Annotated in this window: 22 protein-coding genes; 21 read left to right on the plus strand and 1 reads right to left on the minus strand. The window is 48.2% G+C overall.

Going from position 1 to position 21,544, the window contains the following annotated elements; all coding sequences use genetic code 11:
* The first annotated feature begins 22 nt into the window (after positions 1-22).
* The 11 genes from ACX9NY_RS25255 to ACX9NY_RS25305 all read left to right on the plus strand — a co-directional run bounded on the left by ACX9NY_RS25255 (position 23) and on the right by ACX9NY_RS25305 (position 9,083).
* The gene (locus ACX9NY_RS25255; protein ID WP_472475765.1) at positions 23-931 is read left to right on the plus strand and encodes a ketose-bisphosphate aldolase; all 909 of its coding nucleotides are present in this window, start codon (positions 23-25) and stop codon (positions 929-931) included.
* A 187-nt stretch (positions 932-1,118) separates the two neighbouring features.
* Complete coding sequence (locus tag ACX9NY_RS25260) at positions 1,119-1,403, plus strand: hypothetical protein (RefSeq protein WP_472475767.1); 285 nt, start codon at positions 1,119-1,121, stop codon at positions 1,401-1,403.
* 113 nt (positions 1,404-1,516) lie between these two features.
* On the plus strand, positions 1,517-1,678 hold the full coding sequence (locus tag ACX9NY_RS25265; protein WP_339238616.1) for a hypothetical protein: 162 nt from the start codon (positions 1,517-1,519) through the stop codon (positions 1,676-1,678).
* Between the two features lie 97 nt (positions 1,679-1,775).
* Positions 1,776-3,773 carry a ribosomal protection-like ABC-F family protein gene (gene abc-f, locus ACX9NY_RS25270; RefSeq protein WP_472475769.1) on the plus strand — a complete coding sequence of 666 codons (1,998 nt, stop codon included), beginning with the start codon at positions 1,776-1,778 and terminating at the stop codon, positions 3,771-3,773.
* Between the two features lie 317 nt (positions 3,774-4,090).
* A complete protein-coding gene (locus tag ACX9NY_RS25275; protein ID WP_339257856.1) occupies positions 4,091-4,513 on the plus strand; it encodes a hypothetical protein in 423 nt (140 codons plus the stop codon).
* Positions 4,513-4,797: a hypothetical protein gene (locus tag ACX9NY_RS25280; RefSeq protein WP_192135170.1), complete on the plus strand. Its 285-nt coding sequence runs from the start codon at positions 4,513-4,515 to the stop codon at positions 4,795-4,797. The genes ACX9NY_RS25275 and ACX9NY_RS25280 overlap by 1 nt, the downstream gene beginning before the upstream one ends.
* 4 nt (positions 4,798-4,801) lie before the next feature.
* On the plus strand, positions 4,802-6,211 hold the full coding sequence (locus ACX9NY_RS25285) for a glutathionylspermidine synthase family protein (protein ID WP_339257855.1): 1,410 nt from the start codon (positions 4,802-4,804) through the stop codon (positions 6,209-6,211).
* On the plus strand, positions 6,199-6,603 hold the full coding sequence (locus tag ACX9NY_RS25290; RefSeq protein ID WP_105600354.1) for a DUF350 domain-containing protein: 405 nt from the start codon (positions 6,199-6,201) through the stop codon (positions 6,601-6,603). The genes ACX9NY_RS25285 and ACX9NY_RS25290 overlap by 13 nt, the downstream gene beginning before the upstream one ends.
* Before the next feature lie 58 nt (positions 6,604-6,661).
* On the plus strand, positions 6,662-7,609 hold the full coding sequence (locus ACX9NY_RS25295; RefSeq protein ID WP_339238607.1) for a nucleoside hydrolase: 948 nt from the start codon (positions 6,662-6,664) through the stop codon (positions 7,607-7,609).
* Between the two features lie 160 nt (positions 7,610-7,769).
* Positions 7,770-8,099: a PadR family transcriptional regulator gene (locus ACX9NY_RS25300; RefSeq protein WP_342571348.1), complete on the plus strand. Its 330-nt coding sequence runs from the start codon at positions 7,770-7,772 to the stop codon at positions 8,097-8,099.
* A 6-nt stretch (positions 8,100-8,105) separates the two neighbouring features.
* Positions 8,106-9,083 (plus strand): permease prefix domain 1-containing protein, encoded by a 978-nt coding sequence (locus tag ACX9NY_RS25305; RefSeq protein WP_339257853.1) that lies wholly within the window; start codon positions 8,106-8,108, stop codon positions 9,081-9,083.
* A 71-nt stretch (positions 9,084-9,154) separates the two neighbouring features.
* On the opposite strand, the gene ACX9NY_RS25310 is transcribed toward ACX9NY_RS25305, so the two are convergent.
* Positions 9,155-9,634, minus strand: a complete 480-nt coding sequence (locus tag ACX9NY_RS25310; RefSeq protein ID WP_339305029.1) for a heme-degrading domain-containing protein — start codon at positions 9,632-9,634, stop codon at positions 9,155-9,157.
* 224 nt (positions 9,635-9,858) lie between these two features.
* Between ACX9NY_RS25310 and lspA the strand changes: the two genes are divergently transcribed.
* The 10 genes from lspA to ACX9NY_RS25360 all read left to right on the plus strand — a co-directional run bounded on the left by lspA (position 9,859) and on the right by ACX9NY_RS25360 (position 21,378).
* The gene (lspA, locus tag ACX9NY_RS25315) at positions 9,859-10,350 is read left to right on the plus strand and encodes a signal peptidase II (protein ID WP_339238599.1); all 492 of its coding nucleotides are present in this window, start codon (positions 9,859-9,861) and stop codon (positions 10,348-10,350) included.
* 311 nt (positions 10,351-10,661) lie between these two features.
* Positions 10,662-11,852, plus strand: a complete 1,191-nt coding sequence (locus ACX9NY_RS25320) for an ABC transporter substrate-binding protein (RefSeq protein WP_472479399.1) — start codon at positions 10,662-10,664, stop codon at positions 11,850-11,852.
* A 24-nt stretch (positions 11,853-11,876) separates the two neighbouring features.
* Positions 11,877-12,743, plus strand: a complete 867-nt coding sequence (locus tag ACX9NY_RS25325; protein ID WP_036606633.1) for a carbohydrate ABC transporter permease — start codon at positions 11,877-11,879, stop codon at positions 12,741-12,743.
* Positions 12,743-13,570, plus strand: a complete 828-nt coding sequence (locus ACX9NY_RS25330) for a carbohydrate ABC transporter permease (protein ID WP_105600348.1) — start codon at positions 12,743-12,745, stop codon at positions 13,568-13,570. Before ACX9NY_RS25325 ends, ACX9NY_RS25330 begins: the two co-directional genes overlap by 1 nt.
* Before the next feature lie 332 nt (positions 13,571-13,902).
* Complete coding sequence (locus ACX9NY_RS25335; RefSeq protein WP_472475774.1) at positions 13,903-15,675, plus strand: cache domain-containing sensor histidine kinase; 1,773 nt, start codon at positions 13,903-13,905, stop codon at positions 15,673-15,675.
* On the plus strand, positions 15,665-16,447 hold the full coding sequence (locus ACX9NY_RS25340; protein ID WP_339305036.1) for a response regulator transcription factor: 783 nt from the start codon (positions 15,665-15,667) through the stop codon (positions 16,445-16,447). Before ACX9NY_RS25335 ends, ACX9NY_RS25340 begins: the two co-directional genes overlap by 11 nt.
* 127 nt (positions 16,448-16,574) lie before the next feature.
* Positions 16,575-17,894 (plus strand): extracellular solute-binding protein, encoded by a 1,320-nt coding sequence (locus ACX9NY_RS25345; RefSeq protein ID WP_472475776.1) that lies wholly within the window; start codon positions 16,575-16,577, stop codon positions 17,892-17,894.
* Positions 17,895-17,932: 38 nt separating this feature from the next.
* Entirely contained in the window at positions 17,933-18,814 is an 882-nt protein-coding gene (locus tag ACX9NY_RS25350) for a carbohydrate ABC transporter permease (RefSeq protein ID WP_339238588.1), read from the plus strand.
* Positions 18,815-18,844: 30 nt separating this feature from the next.
* Complete coding sequence (locus ACX9NY_RS25355; RefSeq protein WP_472475779.1) at positions 18,845-19,732, plus strand: carbohydrate ABC transporter permease; 888 nt, start codon at positions 18,845-18,847, stop codon at positions 19,730-19,732.
* A 236-nt stretch (positions 19,733-19,968) separates the two neighbouring features.
* Complete coding sequence (locus ACX9NY_RS25360; RefSeq protein WP_339238586.1) at positions 19,969-21,378, plus strand: MATE family efflux transporter; 1,410 nt, start codon at positions 19,969-19,971, stop codon at positions 21,376-21,378.
* Positions 21,379-21,544 lie beyond the last annotated feature (166 nt).

Raw genomic sequence — 21,544 nt, forward strand, 5'->3', positions numbered from 1 at the left:
TTATCCAAAGGAGATGTATCTCATGTTGATTACGATGAAGGAATTGCTTAAAGTAGCCAAGGAACACCAATTCGCGGTGGGAGCATTTAACGTGGCAGATAGTACATTTTTGAGAGCGGTGATTGAGGAGGCCGAACATTCCAATTCTCCAGCGATCATCGCCATCCACCCCACGGAACTTGAATTTTTGACGGATGAGTTTTTCGCATATGCCCGCCAGCGTGCACATGCCAGTCATGTTCCACTGGTGATCCATCTGGATCATGGCGGGTCCATTGCAGATATCATCCGGGCGATCAAGTGTGGATTCACCTCTGTCATGATTGACGGTTCCCTGCTCCCTTATGAAGACAATGTGGCTATTACAAAACAGGCGGTGGAAATTGCACACGCTGTCGGCGTCTCTGTTGAAGGGGAATTGGGAACGATTGGGCAGACCGGTAACTCTATTGAAGGCGGCGTATCGGTGGTAACTTACACGGACCCGGCTCAGGCAGAAGATTTTGTGACACGCACGGGGATCGACACGTTAGCCGTAGCCATCGGTACAGCCCATGGCATCTATCCCAAACATATTAAACCAGAGTTGCAAATGGAAATCCTAAGAGAAATCAATCAATTGGTAGACATCCCTCTCGTTCTGCACGGGGGGTCTGCAAACCCTGATCAGGAGGTCTCCGACTCCGTTCGACTAGGTATTTGTAAAATCAATATATCCAGCGATATGAAACATGCATACTTCAATAAAGCTCGTGAAATTCTAAGCACTACGGAATTATGGGACCCTAATGCCATTTATCCAGACTGCATTATTGAGGCTCAGAACGTCATTCGCTATAAAATGAATCTGTTCAATTCCGTGGGCAAAGCAGACTTGTATAAAGGGTTACGTTACGAGCAACGTCAGGCTGATAGTGTGAGCCTTTACTAAGCCTGCTGGCGGGGTAAATCACCCGAAAAACGATTCTCATTTCATCTCTCGGATACTCTCTGAAGCCCACTATTCACGAATTTCATTTATCGTGAATAGTGGGCTTCATTATGTGATAAAATCTACACGTATCAGAATGCTCAGCGTCAATATGTATTGGGAGAATGTGTGAGGGAGGGGAGCATGAGTGAAAGGTCTTATTATATTGACACTCCTTGTTTGGGTCGCATTATTGCTGATTGAATGGTTGATCTATCGGTTACAAGGACGCCGAATGACGTGGGTACAATATATATTGCCATGTGTGGCCTTGCTCGGTGGTGCCGTTGTAATCATGATCAGTATCGATATGGGCGGCTGGAATGGCATCGGATATGCGTTGCTCGGTGTATCACTCGGCACTGCGGGAATGTTAACACTTATTACGGTGGCGATCAGGGATGTGATGCTTCGGCGACGGGGCGGGAACTAGATTCTGCAGTAAAGCTGCTGTGCAGTTAGGATGAATTGCGCGATGGGATGGTTGCAGGAATGCATTCGTCTGTGATATATTGACATTAATTATGACAAGGGAGGTGAAGACAGGTGAATCACGAGATGCTTAACAACCGTATTAGCCAGCTGCCGATTGCTATGGCTGGCATTGTTCATACTTTTCTGACCAACGGGAGAAGTCTGTCCAATTATGAATATACGGAAGTTAACATGTGCGAGAAGATGCCTGCCTTGACCTCATTCGGACGATAAGCGATATTGCTTGAATTCTGAAGGGCCGCGGAGCTAACCTCCTGCGGCTCTTTTTGTGTTGCGGTCAGGATCTTCCAACTATAGGAGGAACCTTATTATGATGATGATTAGCGCGCAACAACTGACTCAATACCACGGAGCACATCTGGTGCTGGACGGCATTACATTTGAAATTATGGAAGGTGACAAGGTTGCCTTAATCGGCCGCAACGGAAGCGGCAAGACCACACTTATGCGCCTGATGGCAAGAATGAACAAGCCGGATGAAGGGCAATTGATGATCAAAAAAGATACACGGACCGGTTACGTGGCACAAGTTCCGGAAGGGCTAGATGACCATACCGTACTGGATGTGCTGAGCCTTGGATTCAAGGAGCTTATGATATGTCGCACGCAAATGAAGGAAATGGAGCAGCAGATGTCCGATCCGGCATGTGCAGTAGACCCTAATCAATTGGAGCGTCTGCTCAAACGATACGCGGCACTGCAAGAACAGTTTGAGCGTGAGGGTGGATACGAAATGGATGCCCGAATCAATCAGGTTGCGGACGGTCTGGATATTGCCAAGACGCATTATGAATGGCGCTTCGGTTCACTGTCCGGTGGGGAACAGACCCGGGTGGTGCTGGCCTCGCAGCTGATCGTAAAACCCGATCTGTTATTGCTGGATGAGCCGACGAACCATCTTGATCTGGAGCGGGTGGAGTGGCTGGAAGGATTTTTACGAGAATACTCCGGCACCATTGTCCTGATCTCGCATGATCGCTATTTTCTGGATCGGGTGGTGAATCGAACGCTGGAGCTGGAGGATGGTGAGGCGTTAACGGCAGCGGGGGGCTATACGGAATATATGGCGGTGAAAGAACAGCGGCTGTTGCAGCAATTCGAGGAGTTCAAGGAGCAGCAGAAGGTGATCAAAAAAATGAAGGAAACGATCCGCCAGCTGGAGGAGTGGGGCCGAGTTGGTGGCAATGAAAAGTTCTTCCGGCGGGCCGCTTCCATGCGCAAAGCACTGGAGCGGATGGAACAGGTGAAGCGTCCCATATTGGAGCGGCGCAATGCCGATTTCGATGTGCGTCCTACGGATCGAACAGGTAAACGGGTCGTGGTCCTGGAACAAGTGGAGAAGAGTTATGGCGAGCGAGCGATTCTACGCGGGATCTCGGGTCTGCTGGAATATGGCGACAAGATTGCTCTTATTGGTCGGAACGGCTCCGGTAAGACGACCCTGTTCAAGCTGTTGCTTGGTGACGAGCAACCCAATGCTGGCAAGCTGGAGTGGGGGGCGCGTGTGGATGTAGGGTATCTGGCTCAACAGGAGGAACCTGCGAATCCGAAGCTGAATGTACTCGAATACTTCAGACTTGAAGCAGGCGTGGAGGAAGGCGAAGCACGCGGGATTCTGGCACGATATCTATTCTATGGCGCGGATGTATTCCGCGCAGTGGGGCAGTTATCCGGCGGGGAATGGACGCGCCTGCGGCTGGCTCTGCTGGTGCAGCGTAAACCCAATGTACTGCTGCTCGATGAGCCGACCAACCATCTGGATATCGCATCCAGGGAAGCGCTGGAAGAGTCGTTGGTTGATTTTGAAGGTACCGTACTTGCCATCTCGCATGACCGGTACTTCGTCAATCGCCTGGCGTCCCGTGTCTGGGAACTGGAGGACGGTCAGATGACCGCTTATCTGGGAGACTATGAGGCGTATCGTGAAAAGAAGCTTGAATTGCAAGTTCGTGCGGCGGCGACAGATCAGGGTACAGCGGGGGGAGCCGCCGTACCATCCGGCGGAAAAGGCAATTCAGAGATGAAGTCAGGTATGGCGACAGCGTCGAGCGGGACTGTCCGATCAGGGAAGAAGCCAGAAGCTACCTCGGTAGCAACGGCATTGAACGATAGAAGTGGCAATGGCAACCAACCGTCTGCGGAGAAGCTTGAACAGACGTTGGCTCGTCTTGAGGTACAGATTCAGGTGTTGGATCAACAGCTGGAAACCGTGCAGAACAATCCGCTTGAACTGGAACAAATCTGGCATGATCGTGAGCAATTGTCCGCTGAATATAATGATGTATTGGCTCAGTGGGCTGAGTTATAGGTCCGAATGGCATGAGCATAAGGTTGAACAAACGAGGTCGGGGAATCTTCTCCGGCCTTTTCGGAGCGGGGTTAAAACATACCAAACGCGGAATCTGCTAGTTTTCTCAAGCTTTATTGATCCAAGAACGTGGCGACAACCTGTTCTCATTTTTACATGTCATGGTGAATAGTGTAACTTTTTTCCTCCACATGCGTTAAATACGTTTGTATGAATGGAAACGGCTCACCTAAGAGCTTACAGAAAGGGAGGTTATCGGTATCTATTATTCATTGACGTATCGGAGTTGGTCAGATGATCGACAGGCGGAGACGGGGGTGCTGGAACAGACTTCAGTCACACGGGATGAACTGTTCATGCGCAAACTGGTGGATGCCACCTTGGTGAAAAATAAACTCTGGGCGCATCTGTCCAATGAATGCCAGGATGGGCGGGAACATGCGTTATATGTAACTGCGTATGACCAACAGATGCCGGACGAGTACGGTGCAGCCATTGCGGATGCTGCGCTGGCGATGTGCAAAATGTCTTCCATGTACAGCGCAGAGTATATGTTGTGGAATGGAAGTTCATTTCAGGAGTTGGAACTCACAGCTTCATCCACCTATACGATGGAGCTTGCCGAGCAGCTGCTTGACCATTATATGGTTCGGGATGGCAAGACGTATGAATTCCTGTATTCCGTGCTGGATGCGGATCGCAAGAAAGTGTTGTTTTATATGAAAGAGGTGGATCTGTGATGAGTGAGCAAGAGCGGGGGCAAGCATCGAAACCCGGATCAAAAGCGAAGCTGGTTGCTTTCTCCCTGATGCTGGCAGTTCCTGCCGTGTTATCCGGTTGCGGCAGCAACAATGATGAATGTGACCCGGAGTATGATACCGGATGTGAATATGATTCCAGCAGCGGGCACTATTACTATGGCGGGTCGTCGTATCGAAGCAATAAGGACAGCAACAGCTCCTATAGCAAATCCAAGTCCAAATCAAGCGGCTTCGGCAGTTTCTTCCGCAGTTCGGGAGGATAACCGGATGAGGCACGTGATCCAACTGCCATTAAGTCACGAAGAGGTATTTCAGGGAGAAACGGCACGACAGATTCCATACCATCGGATGTACGGGAAGCAATATTGTGTGCCTGCATTAACAGTCTATTCTCCTTCGGAGGTACAAGAGCTGCGTACCGCAGCCGAGGCGGTAGACAGGATCTATTGCAAAGTGATGCGATTTATCCAACAGTACATGCCGGATTCCTTTTTGGAGCATCAGTTAGGTATTCATCCTGGGCTTATTCCGGCGGCACGTATGGAGATGGTGACTGGAGGCATTACCCGCCAGGATTGGATTATTGGAGAAGCGGGGCCAAAGTGTATTGAAAATAATACGGACACCCCGACGGGTATACCGGAGGCTGCTGCTTTGGAAAATATTCTTGTGGGTCTTGCCGAGGATACCACGCTAGCCGCGCCATCTGCCGAGATGGATGAACGTATTCGAGAATGTTTCAGAATGTGGCTGGAATTCTATGCAGCGCAGGGGTTACAGGGCCCCGTGACGTTCACTTCTTTTGGGGAACATGTCGAAGATCGAACGAATACCGAGTACCTGATGAAGCGTTGCCGGGAAGCGGGATACGAAGCCTGTTATGCCCCGCTAGAGGAACTGGAGATTGTTCCGGGAGAGGCTCTTTACCATAAAGGTCGGGAGATTAATCTGCTCTACCGCCTCTATCCACTGGAATATCTAGTTGATGATCGGGATGAGACAACAGGGGTGGACATTGGCGCTGCGCTACTTGATCTGGTACGAGAGGGACGATTGGGCCTGATGAACCCCGTTCAGCATGTGCTGATGCAGAGCAAAGGTTTCATGGCGGCGATCTGGTCGCTCTACGAGCGTAATGAGCAAACCCCGGAATATTGCGGGTTTACCCTCTTTGATGATACAGAGATGGACGTCATTTCCCGATATCTGCTGCCAACCTATTTTTCGGCTGAACCCTTCGAGCTGAACGCCATGCCATATGTAGCCAAAAGCTATTGGGGGCGCGAAGGCAGAGGAACTCTTTTGCTGGATGGGAATGCAGTACAGCAGAAGTTGGATCATCAGAGGCTTACGGAGCTGGAGGAAAAGTCGGCTTCTCCTCTAACCTTGAGAGCGGCAGATTCACTCCAAGAAGACGAGGATGAAGAAATTGCGGCCTACTACAATAACCAGCCCAAAATCTATCAGAAACTGGTCCCGATGGAGCAGGTCGTGATCGAGACAGAAGATGGCGCGTACAGCGGTTATCTGCTTACAGGGGTATTTGTGATCGGTGGGCGTTTGGCTGGGTTGTTACCCAGGGTCGGGGAGAAAGTAACCGGTGATATGGCCTATTATTGCGCGGCTGCGGTTCGTGAACGGATGAATGATGAGGAGGAAAAGGAATGGAGAACTTAGGATTGAACTTGCTGAATGTTGTGGTGGGTATAGGCATTTTGCTGGTGGTATTGGTATGTGGGTATTTCGCTTTTAGCAAATTGACCCGGTATAACGATAGTGAGGAGATTGCGAAAGGAAACGAAGCGGCAGGCATGTACATGGGAAGCAAATTGCTGGGACTGTGTATTATTGTGGGCATGGTATCTTTCTCGACACATTCGTGGTTGGATATGCTGCTGTGGTCGGCGTTTGGAATTATTGTGCTGTGCCTGGTCTATATTATATTTGACTTCCTCACGCCCAAAATGCGAGTTTGCGACGAAATTGCACGAGGGAATATGGCGGTAGCGCAGCTGCTGCGTTCGATTATCATCGGCGTTTCCATCGTCATCGGTACATTTTTGATGTAAAATAAGACATAGTGTTTTATAGAATGTACTATATAAACGGAAGAAGGGGCGCGGCATCATGAGAAGAGTCATCATCGATACAGATACAGCAGGAGACGATACGATTGCGATCCTGACGGCATTGCATCACTTTCAGGTGGAAGGCATCACCATTACGGGCGGTAACGTACAATTCGACCAAGAGGTTGAAAATGCCCTGTACACGGTACAGGTTGCTGGACATGGCGGCAAGGTGCCTGTGTATAAAGGATGCGAGCGACCGCTAATGGCTTACGGTAAAGCTCAGCACCGTACAGTGGAAGACGTGCATGGCGATGACGGCATGGGCGGCGCGCATTTCCCGAAGGCGGAGCAGCGTCCTGAGAGCGGGCATGCGGTTGATTTTATCATTGAGAAGGTGCATGCACATCCAGGTGAAATTGAACTGCTGGCAATTGCCCCGCTGACCAATATTGCCATGGCAATCCAGAAAGACCCAACGATTATTCCGGAGATTGCTCACCTGTACATCATGGGCGGAACGAATAATGCACTGGGCAATATCACACCGGCGGCGGAGTATAACTTCTACGTAGACCCGGAAGCCGCGAAAATTGTACTGCATGCGGGCATTCCGATCACAATGGTTGGTTGGGAGATGTGTACGCAATATTCGGTGATGGACGATGACGATCATGCAGAGATTGCGGCTCTGGGGACATCGGGTGCCGATTTCTTCACCGCAATTAACAAAGTGGTTATGCAGTTCAACAAGTCGGTACATAAGCTGAATGGTACTACTCATCCCGATACGTTGCTGATGGCTGTTGCAGCAGATGAATCCGTCATGACCAAGTCGGGTCAGTATTATGTGGATGTCGAAGCGGCAGGAGAGCTGACACGCGGATACAGTGTGGTTGATATTAACGGACGTTTTGGCAAAGAGCCGAATGTACGTGTCTGTGAAGCCATTGATCGGCCGAAATTCAAATCCATGTTGCTCGATGTTCTCTCAACGATCCAATAAACGCAGTAATTAATCTGCAGGAAAAACAAAAAAATCCGTACCTTTCCCAGGTACGGATTTTTTATTGCCCATCTTTGAAATAACTACTTCACCTGTCGTAGTAAGTTGTGCTATACTTCAACTACTACGACAGATGAAGTAACGAGGAGGAGTATCTTTTGTGATCAGCAGTGACGTTATACGTGGCTACAATGATACGCTGATCCTCTACATGCTGCTCGAAGGGGAGTCGTACGGCTACGAGATTTCCAAGAACATCAGACAGCTGACAGAGGAAAAGTACGTCATGAAGGAAACGACATTATACTCGGCCTTCACCCGATTGGAGAAGAACGGTTATATTCAATCGTTTTACCTGGATGAGAATAGTATGGGGAAGCGTCGTACCTATTACCGGATTACGCCGTCCGGCCTTGACTATTACAGAGAAAAGTGTGAGGAATGGAAGGTTACGCAGGAGGTTGTTAATCTATTTATCAGGGAGTTGTGACGGAACATGGAGACAATTATGGTGTATCTGGAGAACATGTTTGTTGGTCTGCCGAAGACACCCGAGGTGGAACATCTGAAGCAGGAGCTCCTTTCGGGGATGGAAGATAAGTACCTGGAATTGAAGCGAGAAGGCAAGTCGGAGAATGAAGCCATCGGCATTGTGATCTCGGAATTTGGTAACATTGAGGAGTTAACAGCCGAACTCGGTATTCAGCCAATCAGCCCGGAAGAGACAGTACCTGTGTTAACGGAAGAAGAGATTTACGCATATACCACTGCGAAGAGAAATGCCGGATTTTGGATTGGACTGGGTGTTTTATTGTGCGCGTCAGGTGTGGCATTTCTGATTTTCATGGATGCCTTATTTGAGAACTATGCCATTTCAGCTGCAAACCGTTCGGTGGAAACGGGCGCTGTATTAGGCCTGATCGGCATGTTCGTATTGATTGCCATTGCGGTAAGCATGTTCATATACAGCGGTATGAAGTTGGAACGCTTCAATTATATGGAGAAGGGCTTCCAGCTTCCTTATACACTTAAAATGAGTATTCAGCATAGTCGGGAAAGCTTCGCTCTGACTTATCGTATAGCCATCATTACGGGTGTCTGCCTGTGCATTCTGTCTCCTGTGTTTATTTTCGGAGCCTCTTCTATCAATGATAACTACGCCTCTTATGGTGTATCTGCCTTTATGGTCATGGCTGGGGTAGGAGTATTCCTGTTTGTATATTACGGTAATATTCAGGGGGCTTACACAAACTTGCTGGAGAAGCACCAGTTGACGGTAGAGAAGAAGCAGGAAGTCAAGGTTGTGAGAGCCGTGGAAGCGATTGTATGGCCGCTGGCGACAGCCATCTTCTTGTTCACAGGCTTTGTATATCAACGGTGGGATATCAATTGGGCCATATTTCCGATTACCGGTATTCTCTCCGGCAGCTTTAGCAATGTGTACCATATTATGAAAAGCAAAAATCCGTCCTGAGCATGTTGCTTTGGATAGTAAAGCCCACGTGATCTACTATATAGATCACGTGGGCTTTTTACACGTTTAATCTACCCTTGCTGCAACAAAAACGAGCGAATTCCTGTCGTGACCAGATCATGGTCTTCCTCATCAGGCAGACCCGATACTGTAATGGTGCCGACCTGTCCCTCATTTTCCAGAATCAGCGGGAAAGCGCCACCAGCCAGTACATAGTCCGATGAAGGCAGATTGAAGTTGTGCTCAAGGGTCTGGTTCTCGTTTCTCAAACGCAGGGCGGTATGCCAAGAACTGGATGAAAAATGATTCACCACGTTGTTTTTACGTCGAATCCAGTCCTCGTTGTCGGGATGGGTACCTTCCATCGCATGCAAAAAGAGACGATGTCCCTTCAGGGTAATGTCGATGGTCACGGCCTGGGAACGACGCTTCGCTTCTTCAACCAGATGCAGGCCAAGGTTAAGCGCCGTTTCAGAACCAAATGTGCCAAATACCAATTCTATTTCTTCCTGTTTCATTTCCTTTAATTTTTCGATCATGGTGAGGTTCAAATTACAGGCATCCCCTTTACATATATGGTTGATGTCTACATTCGACATGAACGGGGACAGTACCTTCCAAGTGCGACTGGACCATGTTACTGGACGCTATATGTGTGGCTGGAGATGGCTCATTTGGAGACCGTACATCAGCTGTGTTAAAGTGAAGGTAACCTAATATACAAAACTCTTAAAGTTAAAATAAGTTAGCCTCAGTAGGCAGGAGGAGAAGCACGATGCTGTTTTATTTGGTAGCACTGCTGGTGACTTTGGTGGATCAGGGAACCAAGATTGCAGTGAGGATGTATATGGAAGTTGGCGATGTCATGAGACTGGGTGACTCGGGCATGCAGTTACAGCATTATGAGAACAGTGGAATGGCAGGCAGCATGTTTCAGGGAAATGCACGTCTGTTTGGTGTGATTGCTGTTCTGTTCATAGCGGGCATGCTGTATTACCGGAGTAAAGGTGAGATTCGTGGTTTCTGGATGCAAGCTGGCGCGGGTTTTATGGTTGGCGGGGCTTTAGGAAATGCAATCGATCGATTTATCTATGCGCGGGTAACGGATTTCCTCGTGTTTCCGTCAGGACGCGGCATTTTGAATCTGGCTGATGTCGCAATTAACATCGGTGTGGTTATGATCATCATAGGCATGTTGATTCGTGCATATCAGAGTTATCGAGCCAAGCGTTTACGCAATGCTTTGCCAAAAGCTGAGCGTTCGTGACACACGGATAAAAGCTGTATAGTGGGTGAATATAGCTTAATAAATAAGGGACATTGGATATCATCCAGTGTCCCTTTTCTTATGCCCAATTCGGGTCGTGGGAAGAAATGCCTTGATTCATTTTTATCGAAACCGTTTTAGGAATAATAAAGGCTTGTATAGCCAACGCTCATAATATGAGTGAGTGGAAGGATTAACCAATTGGTTATTTCACCACCTGAATGGGTAAATCTTTACGTATATAAAGCTGAGGGAGGTACAACATGAGAACAACGCTTACCAAGGCTCTCGGGACAATGTTGCTATGCGGAATGATGGCTGTACTTCTATCTTCCTGTACCAGTGGGGATAGTGCGAATGGCAAAGTGCAGATTGAATTTTTCCAGAACAAGCCTGAAGCCAAAACAACCTTTGACGAATTGATCAAAACGTTTAATGCCGAGCATGACGATATTCAGGTGACACAGGTGAATCCGCCAGATGCGGAGACCGTATTGAAGACACGTGTTGTCAAAAATGATATCCCGGACATTATGGCCATGGGGGCAACCGACACCTATTCCATTCTGGCCCAGAGTGATATTTTCACCGATCTGACGGACAGCTCATTACTCCAGACGATTGATCCAAACTACATACAAATGCTTAAGGATCTCACAGGTATGGACGAAGTGACGGGTATTCCTTACGCGACGAATGCAAACGGCATCATGTACAACAAGACGCTGTTTAAGGAAATGGGATTGGACGTACCCAAAACGTGGGATGAACTTATCGCGACTGCCCAAAAGATTAAGGATGCGGGCAAAATTCCATTTTACTTCACATATAAGGATGACTGGCAGACAAGCTTGCCGTTCAATGCACTTGCCTCCAACCTGGTCGGCATTGATTTCTATCAGGAGCGTCGGGATAACAAGGTAACGTTCAAAGAGAAATACCGAGAGGTTGCTGAGAAACAGCTGGAGCTTATGAAGTACGGTCACGGCGATAACTTTGGTAAGGCCTATTCAGATGGTAACCGTGCCTTCGCAAATGGTGAAGCCTTCATGTACATCCAGGGAACCTGGGCCATCTCGGAGATTCGCAAAGCGAACCCGAATGTAGACATCGGTTTCTTCCCATTCCCAACAGGCAACGATGCAAGCAAGATTAAGTTGGTGAACGGGATCGACTCCCTATTTACCATTGCGGCGGATACGCCTAATCGGGAGCAGGCAGAGACGTTTATTGCATTTCTGTTAAAGCCTGAAAATATCGGAAGATACATTGACGAACAGACGTTGTTCTCTGCGGTCGAAGATGTGAAGCAGGATGATCCTGCCGTGCAGGAACTGATGCCTTATATCGAGCAGGGCAAGGTTATTGACTTCCCCGATCACTATATTCCGGCTGCGGTGCAGCTGAATTCCATCGTACAGTCCTTTTTGCAGAACCAAAACATCGATAACTATCTAGATACACTCGACAAAGAATGGGACAAGGTTGCCAATCGGCGCTAAGCCTTGTCTGAAGGAGGATGGAGTATGAACAAGCGTATCGCACCTTATTACTGGATGACGGTTCCGGCGGTAGTATTGTTCTTTGTATTTATGACACTGCCGGCCCTCCAGGGTATCTATTATTCATTTACGAATTATAACGGATTCGGGAAAGAGTATGATTTTGTTGGCTTCAAAAACTATTTCAACCTGTTCCAGGACGACAATGTAGGTAACGCCTACTGGTTTACGTTTAAATTCGCGATCGTGGTGACGATCCTGACCAATATCCTGAGCCTGCTCATTGCACTCGGGCTGAATGCCAAGATCAAGTTCCGTAACTTTTTCCGCGGCATCTACTTCCTGCCCAATATTCTGAGTGTACTGATCGTAGGTTACATATTTAACTACTTGTTCTCCAACGTATTCCCGATCTGGGGACAAAATCTGGGCATCAACGCGCTCTCCACGAACATACTCGGTAGCGAGAGTCTGGCTTGGATCGGTATCGTTATTGTTGCCGTATGGCAATCCGTGGCCCTGAATACGATTCTGTATTTGGCTGGTCTGCAAACGATACCAACAACACTGTACGAGGCATCCAACCTCGACGGTGCAGGCAAATGGCGTGAATTCTGGAGCATTACATTCCCGCTCATTGCTCCGTTCTTCACCATTAATATGGTGTTGGCGATGAAAAACTCGCTGATGGTCTTCGACCAAATCGTAGCCTTGACCAACGGTGGTCCCGGACGGGCGACGCAGTCCATCTCCCATCTGATCTACACCGGAGGATTTGAAGGCGGCGAATATGCATATCAATCTGCGAACTCGGTTATTTACTTCATCGTTATTGCGGTGATTTCAATTCTGCAAATCCGGTTCCTGCAAAGAAGGGAGATGGATCTGTAATGAGAAGCCGTACACGAATTAATTGGCTCGTTATGCTGCTCGTTGTACTGGGTACCCTGTTTATCCTGTTCCCCTTGTATATGACCGTTACGATTGCTTTGAAAAATCCGGAGCAGATGGCCCAATCGGTCTTTGCCCTTCCGACAACGCTTCACTGGGAGAATTTCGCAAGAGCCATCGACATGACGAACTTCTTCCAATCGTTCCGTAACAGTGCAATCGTTACCGCCTCCACCGTGCTTTTGACGTTGCTCAGTAACTCCATGGTGGCCTATGCCATTGCACGGAATATGGAGAAGCGCAAGTTTTTCAAAGGACTCTATTATTACTTTGTCAGTGCGATGTTCATTCCGTTCCCGATCATCATGCTGCCGATTGTTAAACTGACCGCATCGCTGGAGATGACGAACCTCGTAGGTCTGATCCTGCTGCACACGGTCTATGGTCTGGCATTCAACGTATTTGTGTACGTTGGATATATCCGGTCCATTCCGGTAGCGCTGGAGGAAGCGGCTTTTGTGGATGGGGCGACAACCTGGGGCACGTTCTGGAAAATTATTTTCCCGCTCATGGCACCCATCAGTGCCACGGTTGGTATTCTGACCTGCCTGTCCACGTACAACGACTTCCTGCTGCCACTCATTATTATCAGTGATCCGGGACAGTACACGTTGCCGCTTGTACAGTATGTATTCCAAGGACAGTTTAATACCGAGTTTAACCTTGCGTTTGCATCCTACCTGCTCGCGTTGCTGCCAATGATTATCATCTACCTGTTTGCACAGAAGTGGATCATCAACGGGGTTACACAGGGGTCTGTGAAATAACCGAAGATGTGCTAAAGAAAAGAATAGATGTGAATGGGATATGAACCAAGAGAGGTGGACTGTAAGAGTCCCCTCTCTTTTTTTGATCCTTGTCATTTGACGTTTGGGAACGCTCGGGAGGATTGATTAACCTGTAAATCTATGCTATTTTTTAGTCGTTAGTTTAATCGATAAACAAAGACGGAGAGAAGAGGGGATTCAGGTTTATTTTTTTGCAAGCGCTTTAATGAGAAGAACTGAATACGTAGATAAATCCGGCATCGTTAGTACCCAGTCTTCAGGAGCACGGGCGTAAAGTGGTGGGTTCTTTTACATGCAGAAAAGAGAGGAGAATGGGGAAGTTGCATAGGAAAAAAGGACATTTTAACTCCCTCCGCAATCAGATCTTCATTGGTTTCGTTCTGGTGATGCTTGTTGTTCTGCTACTCGCAGGCATATCGGCTTATGATCGTGTAGCTGCTCTGCTGACAAGCAATGCGGAGAAACATATTCATCAAACCGCCGTCCAAGCCAGTGGCAGATTGGATGCACTCATTGCACAAGTGAATTCGCTGACCGCCCAAGTGGCGGATGATTCCTATGTGCAGCGTCTGCTGAGCGATGAGAAGCAAGGCAACCCGGCCACCTTCAATCAGCGTCAAGCGCTCTTGCAGATTGCAGGCAGTTATCAGTCTTTCATCAATGGTGCGCAAAGTATGGAGATATACACAACCGGTTACCATCGCATTTTCCCTATGGATGACCGATCCCTCGATCTTAGAGTAGAACGCAGCTGGATAACCAAGGCGGATGAAGGAAAGGGCAGACTGGTATGGGCAGGTGATGATCCTGAAGACCCGGGAGTGCTGCTGGCTATTCGACGCATTAATCTGCTGGATCATTCTTTCGAACATGGAGGCTATATTGTGGTGCGGATGCAACGCAGTTTTTTTCAACTCAATGATTCCAATGGGGCAGATGGTTCGCAGGACTCGATCATGCTCTTGGATGGGGCAGGCGAAGTGGTGACTTCGGATCTGGAGATTAATCTCGATCCAAAAGCCATATTGGACAGCGAATCCGTCGTGCAGAACGGGGAGGAATCCTATATCGTCGTCCGGGAAAAGTCTGAATTAACGGGATGGACACTTGCTGTGCTAACTCCGCTGCGGGAGACAACGGAAGGGGTATCCATCCTGAGGACGGCGCTTCTCGTTTCGGGAATCATTGGTGTTGTTCTATTCCTGATCATGTCCTTCTTTCTGTCCACGATGATTACACGTCCGCTCATACGTCTGATGCGGGCCATGCGCAGTGCACAACCGGGAGCCATGAGGCCTAATCTAATGGTCAGCTCTACGATGGAGATCAATGAACTCAACAACGTATATAACCAGATGGTCTACAGGCAGAACGAATTGACCCGTGTGGTTCATGAGAAGGAAGTCATGCAGTCCCGGGCTGAGCTGAAGGCGTTGCAGTCTCAGATTAATCCCCATTTTCTATTCAACACACTGGAGGCATTTTATTGGTCTCTTGAGGAAAAGGGAGATGAGGAGATGGCACGTATGGTTGTGGCGATGTCCCGATTATTCCGCTACACGATCTCCAGTTCGCAGCAGGATGAATGGGTTACGATTGCCGACGAGCTGGAACACGCAGAGCGGTATCTTCGAATTATGCAGATGCGGTTGGGAGATCGAATGCAATGGGAAATTGAGCTCAGCGATGCGGTGCGTAAGGTCCCCATTCCCAAACTGCTTATACAGCCCTTGGTGGAAAATGCGATTCTCCATGGCATTGAAAGTAAACTGGGACCGGGAAAGATAAGCATCCATGTGGATGCTTCGACCGAGAGAGACCTGGTTCGTATTGAGGTTAGGGATGATGGCCCGGGAATGGATGAATCACGTCTTCAATCTGTCATTCATGCTTTAGATGGTGGCCCCGCTGTATCCAAGAAAGGGACAGGTGTAGGGCTAATCAACGTACATCAGCGACTGAAGCTTTACTTTGGCGGCCAACTTGGTGAACGTTGCAAGCTCTCCATAACTAGTCAGGTTGGGGAAGGGACCGTCATTTGCTTTGAGATTCCCAAAGGGGCGGAGGGTGAATATGATTCATGACAAAACGATTCTTATCGTCGATGATGAACCGCGTACAAGAGAGGGTATTCGCAAGACACTGGAAGGATGGTCGGCAGGACGAAATCACATCCTGACCGCGGAGAGTGGCACGCAGGCCGTGGAGTGTCTCAGGAAACAGCCAGCAGATCTGTTAATCACGGACATTCGCATGCCAGAATTCTCCGGCTTATCCCTCATTGAAGCCATTCAGCATTTTGCAAACAAACCTGTCGTCCTGATTATGTCGGGACATGCCGATTTTCAATACGCTCAGCAGGCCATTAAGCTGGGTGTCGTGGAGTACATGTTAAAACCGATTGATAAGGAACAGTTGCTGCAGACCGTCGAAAAGGCCTTGAAGTTTAGCGAACAACAGCGACGTATTCAAACGATGCAGGAACTGGTGGACCCCAAGCTGCTGGATGTTAAGGAGCGTGGGGAACAGAGACTCAATAGCCAGATCAGTGAAGCATTGGCCTATGTGGATACGCATCTGGGGGAACATGTGACCATGCGTGAAATTGCTGATTTACTCCATCTCAACTCCAGTTACTTTAGCGTATTGTTTAAGGAACAGATCGGCATCAATTTTAGTGAATATCTCACCCGGAAACGCATTCAGCGGGCAAAGGAGCTACTTGTGCAGACGACCCTGCCGATCTCGGAAATTGCCGAACAGGTGGGGTATCAGACGGATAAGTATTTTATCACGGTATTTAAAAGTCTGGAGGGGCTTAGTCCAAGCAAATATCGGCATTCCCTATCTGAATAAAATAACAAATAACCTCAAAAAAGTGGAGTTTTTCCAAATTACTCTGGTCTTATGGGGGCGATAGACCCATGCTACAATTTGGTTAAAGCGGTTACATTAACCGAAAAAAACCAAGGGGGTTGGGATAATGAGCAAAAAGACGATGGCCATGCTTCTGTCATGGACGCTGGTTCTCGCCGTAATTTTATCCGGATGTAACAGTTCAGGTTCGGATCAAGAGGGTGAAACGGGCAGCAGCGGCACAGATGGGAAAGTAACCCTCAAATTCATGCACCTCTGGCCGGCAGGCAGTTCTGCACAGCAAAATAAATTGGTCAACGATATCATCAAGCAGTATCAGACGGATCATCCGAATGTGACCATTAAGCAGGAAGTGCTGGAGAATGAACAATACAAGAATAAATTAAAAATTCTGTCTGCATCCAATGAACTTCCCGATGTGGGTGTAACTTGGGCTGCCGGGTTTCTGGAGCCTTATGTAAAGGGCAATCTGTTTGCGCCGTTGGATGATGTGCTCAGCGGCTCGCTTAGCGACAAGTTCATAGCCGGAACAACAGAAGCCTATGCGATTGACGGCAAAACATATGCCCTGCCTATCGAGTTAAATATCTCCCCCATTTATTATAACAAAGCCATTTTTGCGAAATATAACTTGCAGCCGCCAGCAACGTACGATGAATTCCTGAGTGTGCTGAAGACACTGACCGAGAACGGTGAGGTTCCGATCGCACTAGGCAATAAAGACCGCTGGACCGGCTCACTCTGGTATATGTATCTGGCGAATCGGTTAGGTGGAGATGCACTGGAAAAGGCGATCAATGGCTCCGGCAAGTTTGACGATCCTGCTCTCACTCAAGCTGCTGCCGAGGTACAAAAGCTGGTGGATATGAATGCCTTCAACAAAGGCTTCAACGGGTTGTCCAACGATGAGGGCAAATCCGAATTCATGAACGAAAAGGCTGCCATGTATCTGATGGGCACCTGGGAGCTGCCGAACTTCACGACCAACCCGGATATTCCACAGGAGTTCAAGGACAAGATCGGATTTTTCAAATTCCCAACGATGGAAGATGGCAAGAGCGATATTAACAGCTGGGTAGGTGGCCCAGGCGTAGGATTGTTCGTGGCCCAGAACTCCAAAGTGAAGGAAGAAGCACAGAAGTTCGTGCAATACTTTGTGGAAAAATGGGGTGAGAGTTCGGTGACTGAAGCAGGTGTTATCCCGGCAACCAAAGTGGATACGGCGACAGTACAGCTGCCACAGCTCTACATCGACCTGCTGAACGAATTGAATCAGGCCAGCAGTCTCACACTCTTTGCAGACGTGCAGATGAAACCGGCAGCCGCTCAGGCACATCTGGACATGATTCAGGCGTTGTTTGGCAAAGCGGTGACACCTGAGGACTTTGTGAAGAATCATCAGGCTGCGATTGATAAAGGCAATTGACGTACACGTGCTTGAACGCTTGAAGGGAGGATAATGTGATGGACAAAGTCATGTCCAACCGTCTCGTTGCTGCGTTGTACGTGCTACCTGCACTGCTTCTGCTGCTGATCTTGGTTTACATCCCGATTGTGCTCACCGGGTATTATGGGTTGATGCAATGGGACGGGATCGGTGCAATGACCTTTATTGGATTGGATAATTACGCCAGACTGCTTCAGGACGGAACATTCTGGCAGAGTGCGAATCATACTTTTTTGCTTGCTTTGTTCTCCGCGCTGAGTCTGATCGGTTATCTGATGATTGCTTTGGTGCTGTCAGGCAAGATTAAGGGTGCCAACCTGTTCCGCAAAATATATTTGATCCCGATGCTGCTGTCTTCGGTCGCGATCGCCCAGTTATGGCTGAAGATCTATCATCCCAGCAACGGTGTGCTTAACACCTTTCTGGAAGCGATCGGCTTCAGCAATCCGCCAGCCTGGCTGGCGGAGCCATCCCTGGTACTGTATGCACTGTTCGTACCAATTCTGTGGCAGTATGCAGGCTTCTATATTTTGATCTATTATGCGGCCCTCAAAAACATTCCGGAATCTCTGGTGGAAGCAGCCCGGATTGATGGGGCCAGTCCTTGGCAGATCGCTTTTCGAATCAAGCTGCCGCTTATTACTGAAGTCATCAAGGTGACCGTAGTACTGGCTGTGGTAGGCTCACTCAAGTATTTCGATCTTATCTACGTGATGACTGATGGCGGACCGAATGGCTCCAGCGAAGTGATGGCCTCCTATATGTATCGTCAGGCGTTCCGTAGCTTCGACTTTGGTTACGGCAGTGCTGTAGGTTTCTTCCTGCTCTTGATCTGTCTGTTTGTTACCTGGCTGCTTCGCAAAGCGACGGCATCCAAAGATACGATCCAGTATTCCTGACGCATGTCAAATGAAAGGAGGTCCATCCCGGTGAAGACGGAAACGGCCGTTAGATTGCCAACTTACCCGGGGACAGACCGAGGTTCGGCATGGTTGAGAAGATTCGGCTATGTTCTACTATATTTCCTCTTGTCCCTGGTCGCTTTGCTGCAAATTTTGCCCTTGGTCTGGCTAATGTTATTCTCGCTTAAAAATAATCAGGAAGTATTCGACATGGCGCCTTTTTCCCTTCCTGCTACCCCACGTTGGGAAAACTATGTCAAGGTATGGACAGAGGGAAATATCAGCTTATACTTCTTCAACAGTGTATGGATTACGGTAGTCTCAGTGGTGTTCACCGTGCTGTTTGCCAGTCTGGTTACCTTTGCCATTACACGTATGCGCTGGAAGGGTCGTTCGCTGGTATTGGGGTTATTCATGGTGGGTCTCATGATCCCTGTGCACTCCACGTTGATTCCGCTGTTCAGCTTGTTCCTGAAGCTGCATCTCACAGATCATCCAATGTCAGTTATCTTGTCTTACATTGCCTTTAATATGCCAATCACCATTATGATTCTGCTCGGATTCTACTACGCACTTCCTCGGGAAGTGGAAGAGGCCGCAGTGATGGATGGTTGCTCCGTGCATCGGATTTTCTTTCGGATTATCTTGCCGATGACAGCTTCGGTTATCTCCACAACGGCAATCATCAACATGATCTATAACTGGAATGAGTTCATCTTTGTTAATACGTTCATCAGTACGGATTCATACAAGACCTTGACCGTGGGGGTACAGAACTTTATCGGTCAATATACAACGGATTGGGGAGCCATTGGTGCCACGCTGATGATTAGCATTATGCCGATCCTGATTGCTTTTCTCATCCTGAGTAATCGAATTGTAGAGGGAATTGCTGCGGGTTCAGTTAAAGGTTAAAAGGCTGAACGTCGAAGGTCCTTTCATCACTTGCTTAAAAGCGAGTGGGGAGGGGCCTTTTTTGTCTTCTAAAACCTTGGATAATCGTACGGAAAAAGGACTAGATGAAAACGCTGAAAATACCTATTTATGGAATTGCAAAAAACTTTCAACTATTTTCGCAAAACTACTGCATTTTCAAACTACCTGTGCTAACATACCCTAAGAATTAAAGCCCACATGGGAAAGGTGAGAAAATGACAGCAATATCCTCAACCAAAGAGTCCCTTCGTTCTGATGCCAAGGATCTGAATCTGATTCGACTAACATGGCCTATTTTCCTGGAACTCTTCTTATTTATGTTGATGGGGAGCGTGGATACGCTCATGCTCAGCTCGGTATCCGATAATGCGGTCTCCGGCGTTGGAGCAGCCAATCAGATTATATCTATCGCTATCCTTGTACTGGAAGTCATTGGACATGGTGCTGCAATTGTAGTGGCACAATATATCGGATCAAAAAAGCTAAGTGAAGCAGCACAGGTTACAGGTAATGCCATTACACTGAACCTTATTGTGGGTCTGGTCCTGAGCGGAATCTTCCTTCTGTTCGGAGGACATTTGTTATCACTCTTGAATATTCAAGGCGAAATTTATGATTTTGCCCGTTCGTATATAAATATCGTCGGTGGCGGGATCTTCCTCCAGGCACTCATTAATGCGCTGGCTGCGACGATCCGTACACATGGTTACACCAAAGAAACGATGTACGTCGCTGTATTCATGAACGTGATTCACGTTGTTGGTAACTATGCATTGATCTTTGGTCACTTCGGCCTGCCGAAGCTTGGGGTGGAAGGGGCAGCCATCTCCACAGTAGGAAGTCGGTTTATCTGCCTGCTGATCTTCTTCTGGTTGTTGTATCGTGTGAGTGAGGTGCGGGTGGATTTCGAATACTACATTAAATTGTCCAAACATTTTATTGGCAAAATTCTGCGGATCGGCATTCCGTCTGCGATGGAATCGATGGTATATCACTCCTGCCAGCTCGTGTTCACACTGTATGTGACCTATCTGGGCGCAGAAGCCATGGCAACCAAGCAGTATGCGGGCAATATCTCCAGCTATATCTACCTGTTCAGCATGGCGATTGGTATGGGGACATCAATCATTGTAGGCCGGCTTGTCGGTGCGCGCCGCAAAGACGATGCGTACAAACGTGTTTTTGACAGTGTAAAATGGGCGCTTCTGGCCACGGTTATCATTGATGTAATTATCATTTTTTTCCGTGTGCCGCTGATGAGCATATTTACGGATAATCCGGAAATTATCAAGCTGGGTGCTCAAGTGATTCTGCTCAGTCTTTTACTCGAAACCGGACGTACCTGCAACATTGTTATCATTGGTTCCCTGCGTGCGGCAGGGGATGCGAAGTTCCCGGTATATATGGGTCTGATCTCCATGGTCTGCATGAGTCTGCCACTGGGGTACCTGCTCATATTCCAGCTTCATCTGGGGCTTGCTGGTGTATGGCTTGCCATTGCGGCGGATGAGTGGACCCGTGCAGTCATTATGTTCTTCCGCTGGAAGAGCAGAGCTTGGGAGAAACATGAACTGGTGGAGCATGATGACGAAGAGGTTGGCGCACAGCCGGTACCGGCTGTCTGACGAAGAATATGATGTGCGGATAAATAAAAGGAGAGTCAATGACGGAAAAGATTCAATCCGTGGTTGGCTCTTTTTTGCGTTCTCGGCAGAGGACTACCGAAGTGAAGTTAGCAAAAATGGTCAAAACGATACATACATCATTCACGTATAGTAAGGATATGGAAGG

The sequence above is a fragment of the Paenibacillus sp. CB74 genome (genome assembly GCF_055687625.1).

Excerpts from the sequence above, each read along its gene's own strand:
- ACX9NY_RS25255 (WP_472475765.1), top strand. The coding sequence starts at position 23 with ATGTTGATTACGATGAAGGAATTGCTTAAAGTAGCCAAGGAACACCAA.
- abc-f (WP_472475769.1), top strand. The coding sequence starts at position 1,776 with ATGATGATGATTAGCGCGCAACAACTGACTCAATACCACGGAGCACAT.
- ACX9NY_RS25280 (WP_192135170.1), top strand. The coding sequence starts at position 4,513 with ATGAGTGAGCAAGAGCGGGGGCAAGCATCGAAACCCGGATCAAAAGCG.
- ACX9NY_RS25285 (WP_339257855.1), top strand. The coding sequence starts at position 4,802 with ATGAGGCACGTGATCCAACTGCCATTAAGTCACGAAGAGGTATTTCAG.
- ACX9NY_RS25290 (WP_105600354.1), top strand. The coding sequence starts at position 6,199 with ATGGAGAACTTAGGATTGAACTTGCTGAATGTTGTGGTGGGTATAGGC.
- ACX9NY_RS25295 (WP_339238607.1), top strand. The coding sequence starts at position 6,662 with ATGAGAAGAGTCATCATCGATACAGATACAGCAGGAGACGATACGATT.
- ACX9NY_RS25305 (WP_339257853.1), top strand. The coding sequence starts at position 8,106 with ATGGAGACAATTATGGTGTATCTGGAGAACATGTTTGTTGGTCTGCCG.
- lspA (WP_339238599.1), top strand. The coding sequence starts at position 9,859 with ATGCTGTTTTATTTGGTAGCACTGCTGGTGACTTTGGTGGATCAGGGA.
- ACX9NY_RS25320 (WP_472479399.1), top strand. The coding sequence starts at position 10,662 with ATGATGGCTGTACTTCTATCTTCCTGTACCAGTGGGGATAGTGCGAAT.
- ACX9NY_RS25325 (WP_036606633.1), top strand. The coding sequence starts at position 11,877 with ATGAACAAGCGTATCGCACCTTATTACTGGATGACGGTTCCGGCGGTA.
- ACX9NY_RS25330 (WP_105600348.1), top strand. The coding sequence starts at position 12,743 with ATGAGAAGCCGTACACGAATTAATTGGCTCGTTATGCTGCTCGTTGTA.
- ACX9NY_RS25335 (WP_472475774.1), top strand. The coding sequence starts at position 13,903 with ATGGGGAAGTTGCATAGGAAAAAAGGACATTTTAACTCCCTCCGCAAT.
- ACX9NY_RS25340 (WP_339305036.1), top strand. The coding sequence starts at position 15,665 with ATGATTCATGACAAAACGATTCTTATCGTCGATGATGAACCGCGTACA.
- ACX9NY_RS25345 (WP_472475776.1), top strand. The coding sequence starts at position 16,575 with ATGAGCAAAAAGACGATGGCCATGCTTCTGTCATGGACGCTGGTTCTC.
- ACX9NY_RS25350 (WP_339238588.1), top strand. The coding sequence starts at position 17,933 with ATGGACAAAGTCATGTCCAACCGTCTCGTTGCTGCGTTGTACGTGCTA.
- ACX9NY_RS25360 (WP_339238586.1), top strand. The coding sequence starts at position 19,969 with ATGACAGCAATATCCTCAACCAAAGAGTCCCTTCGTTCTGATGCCAAG.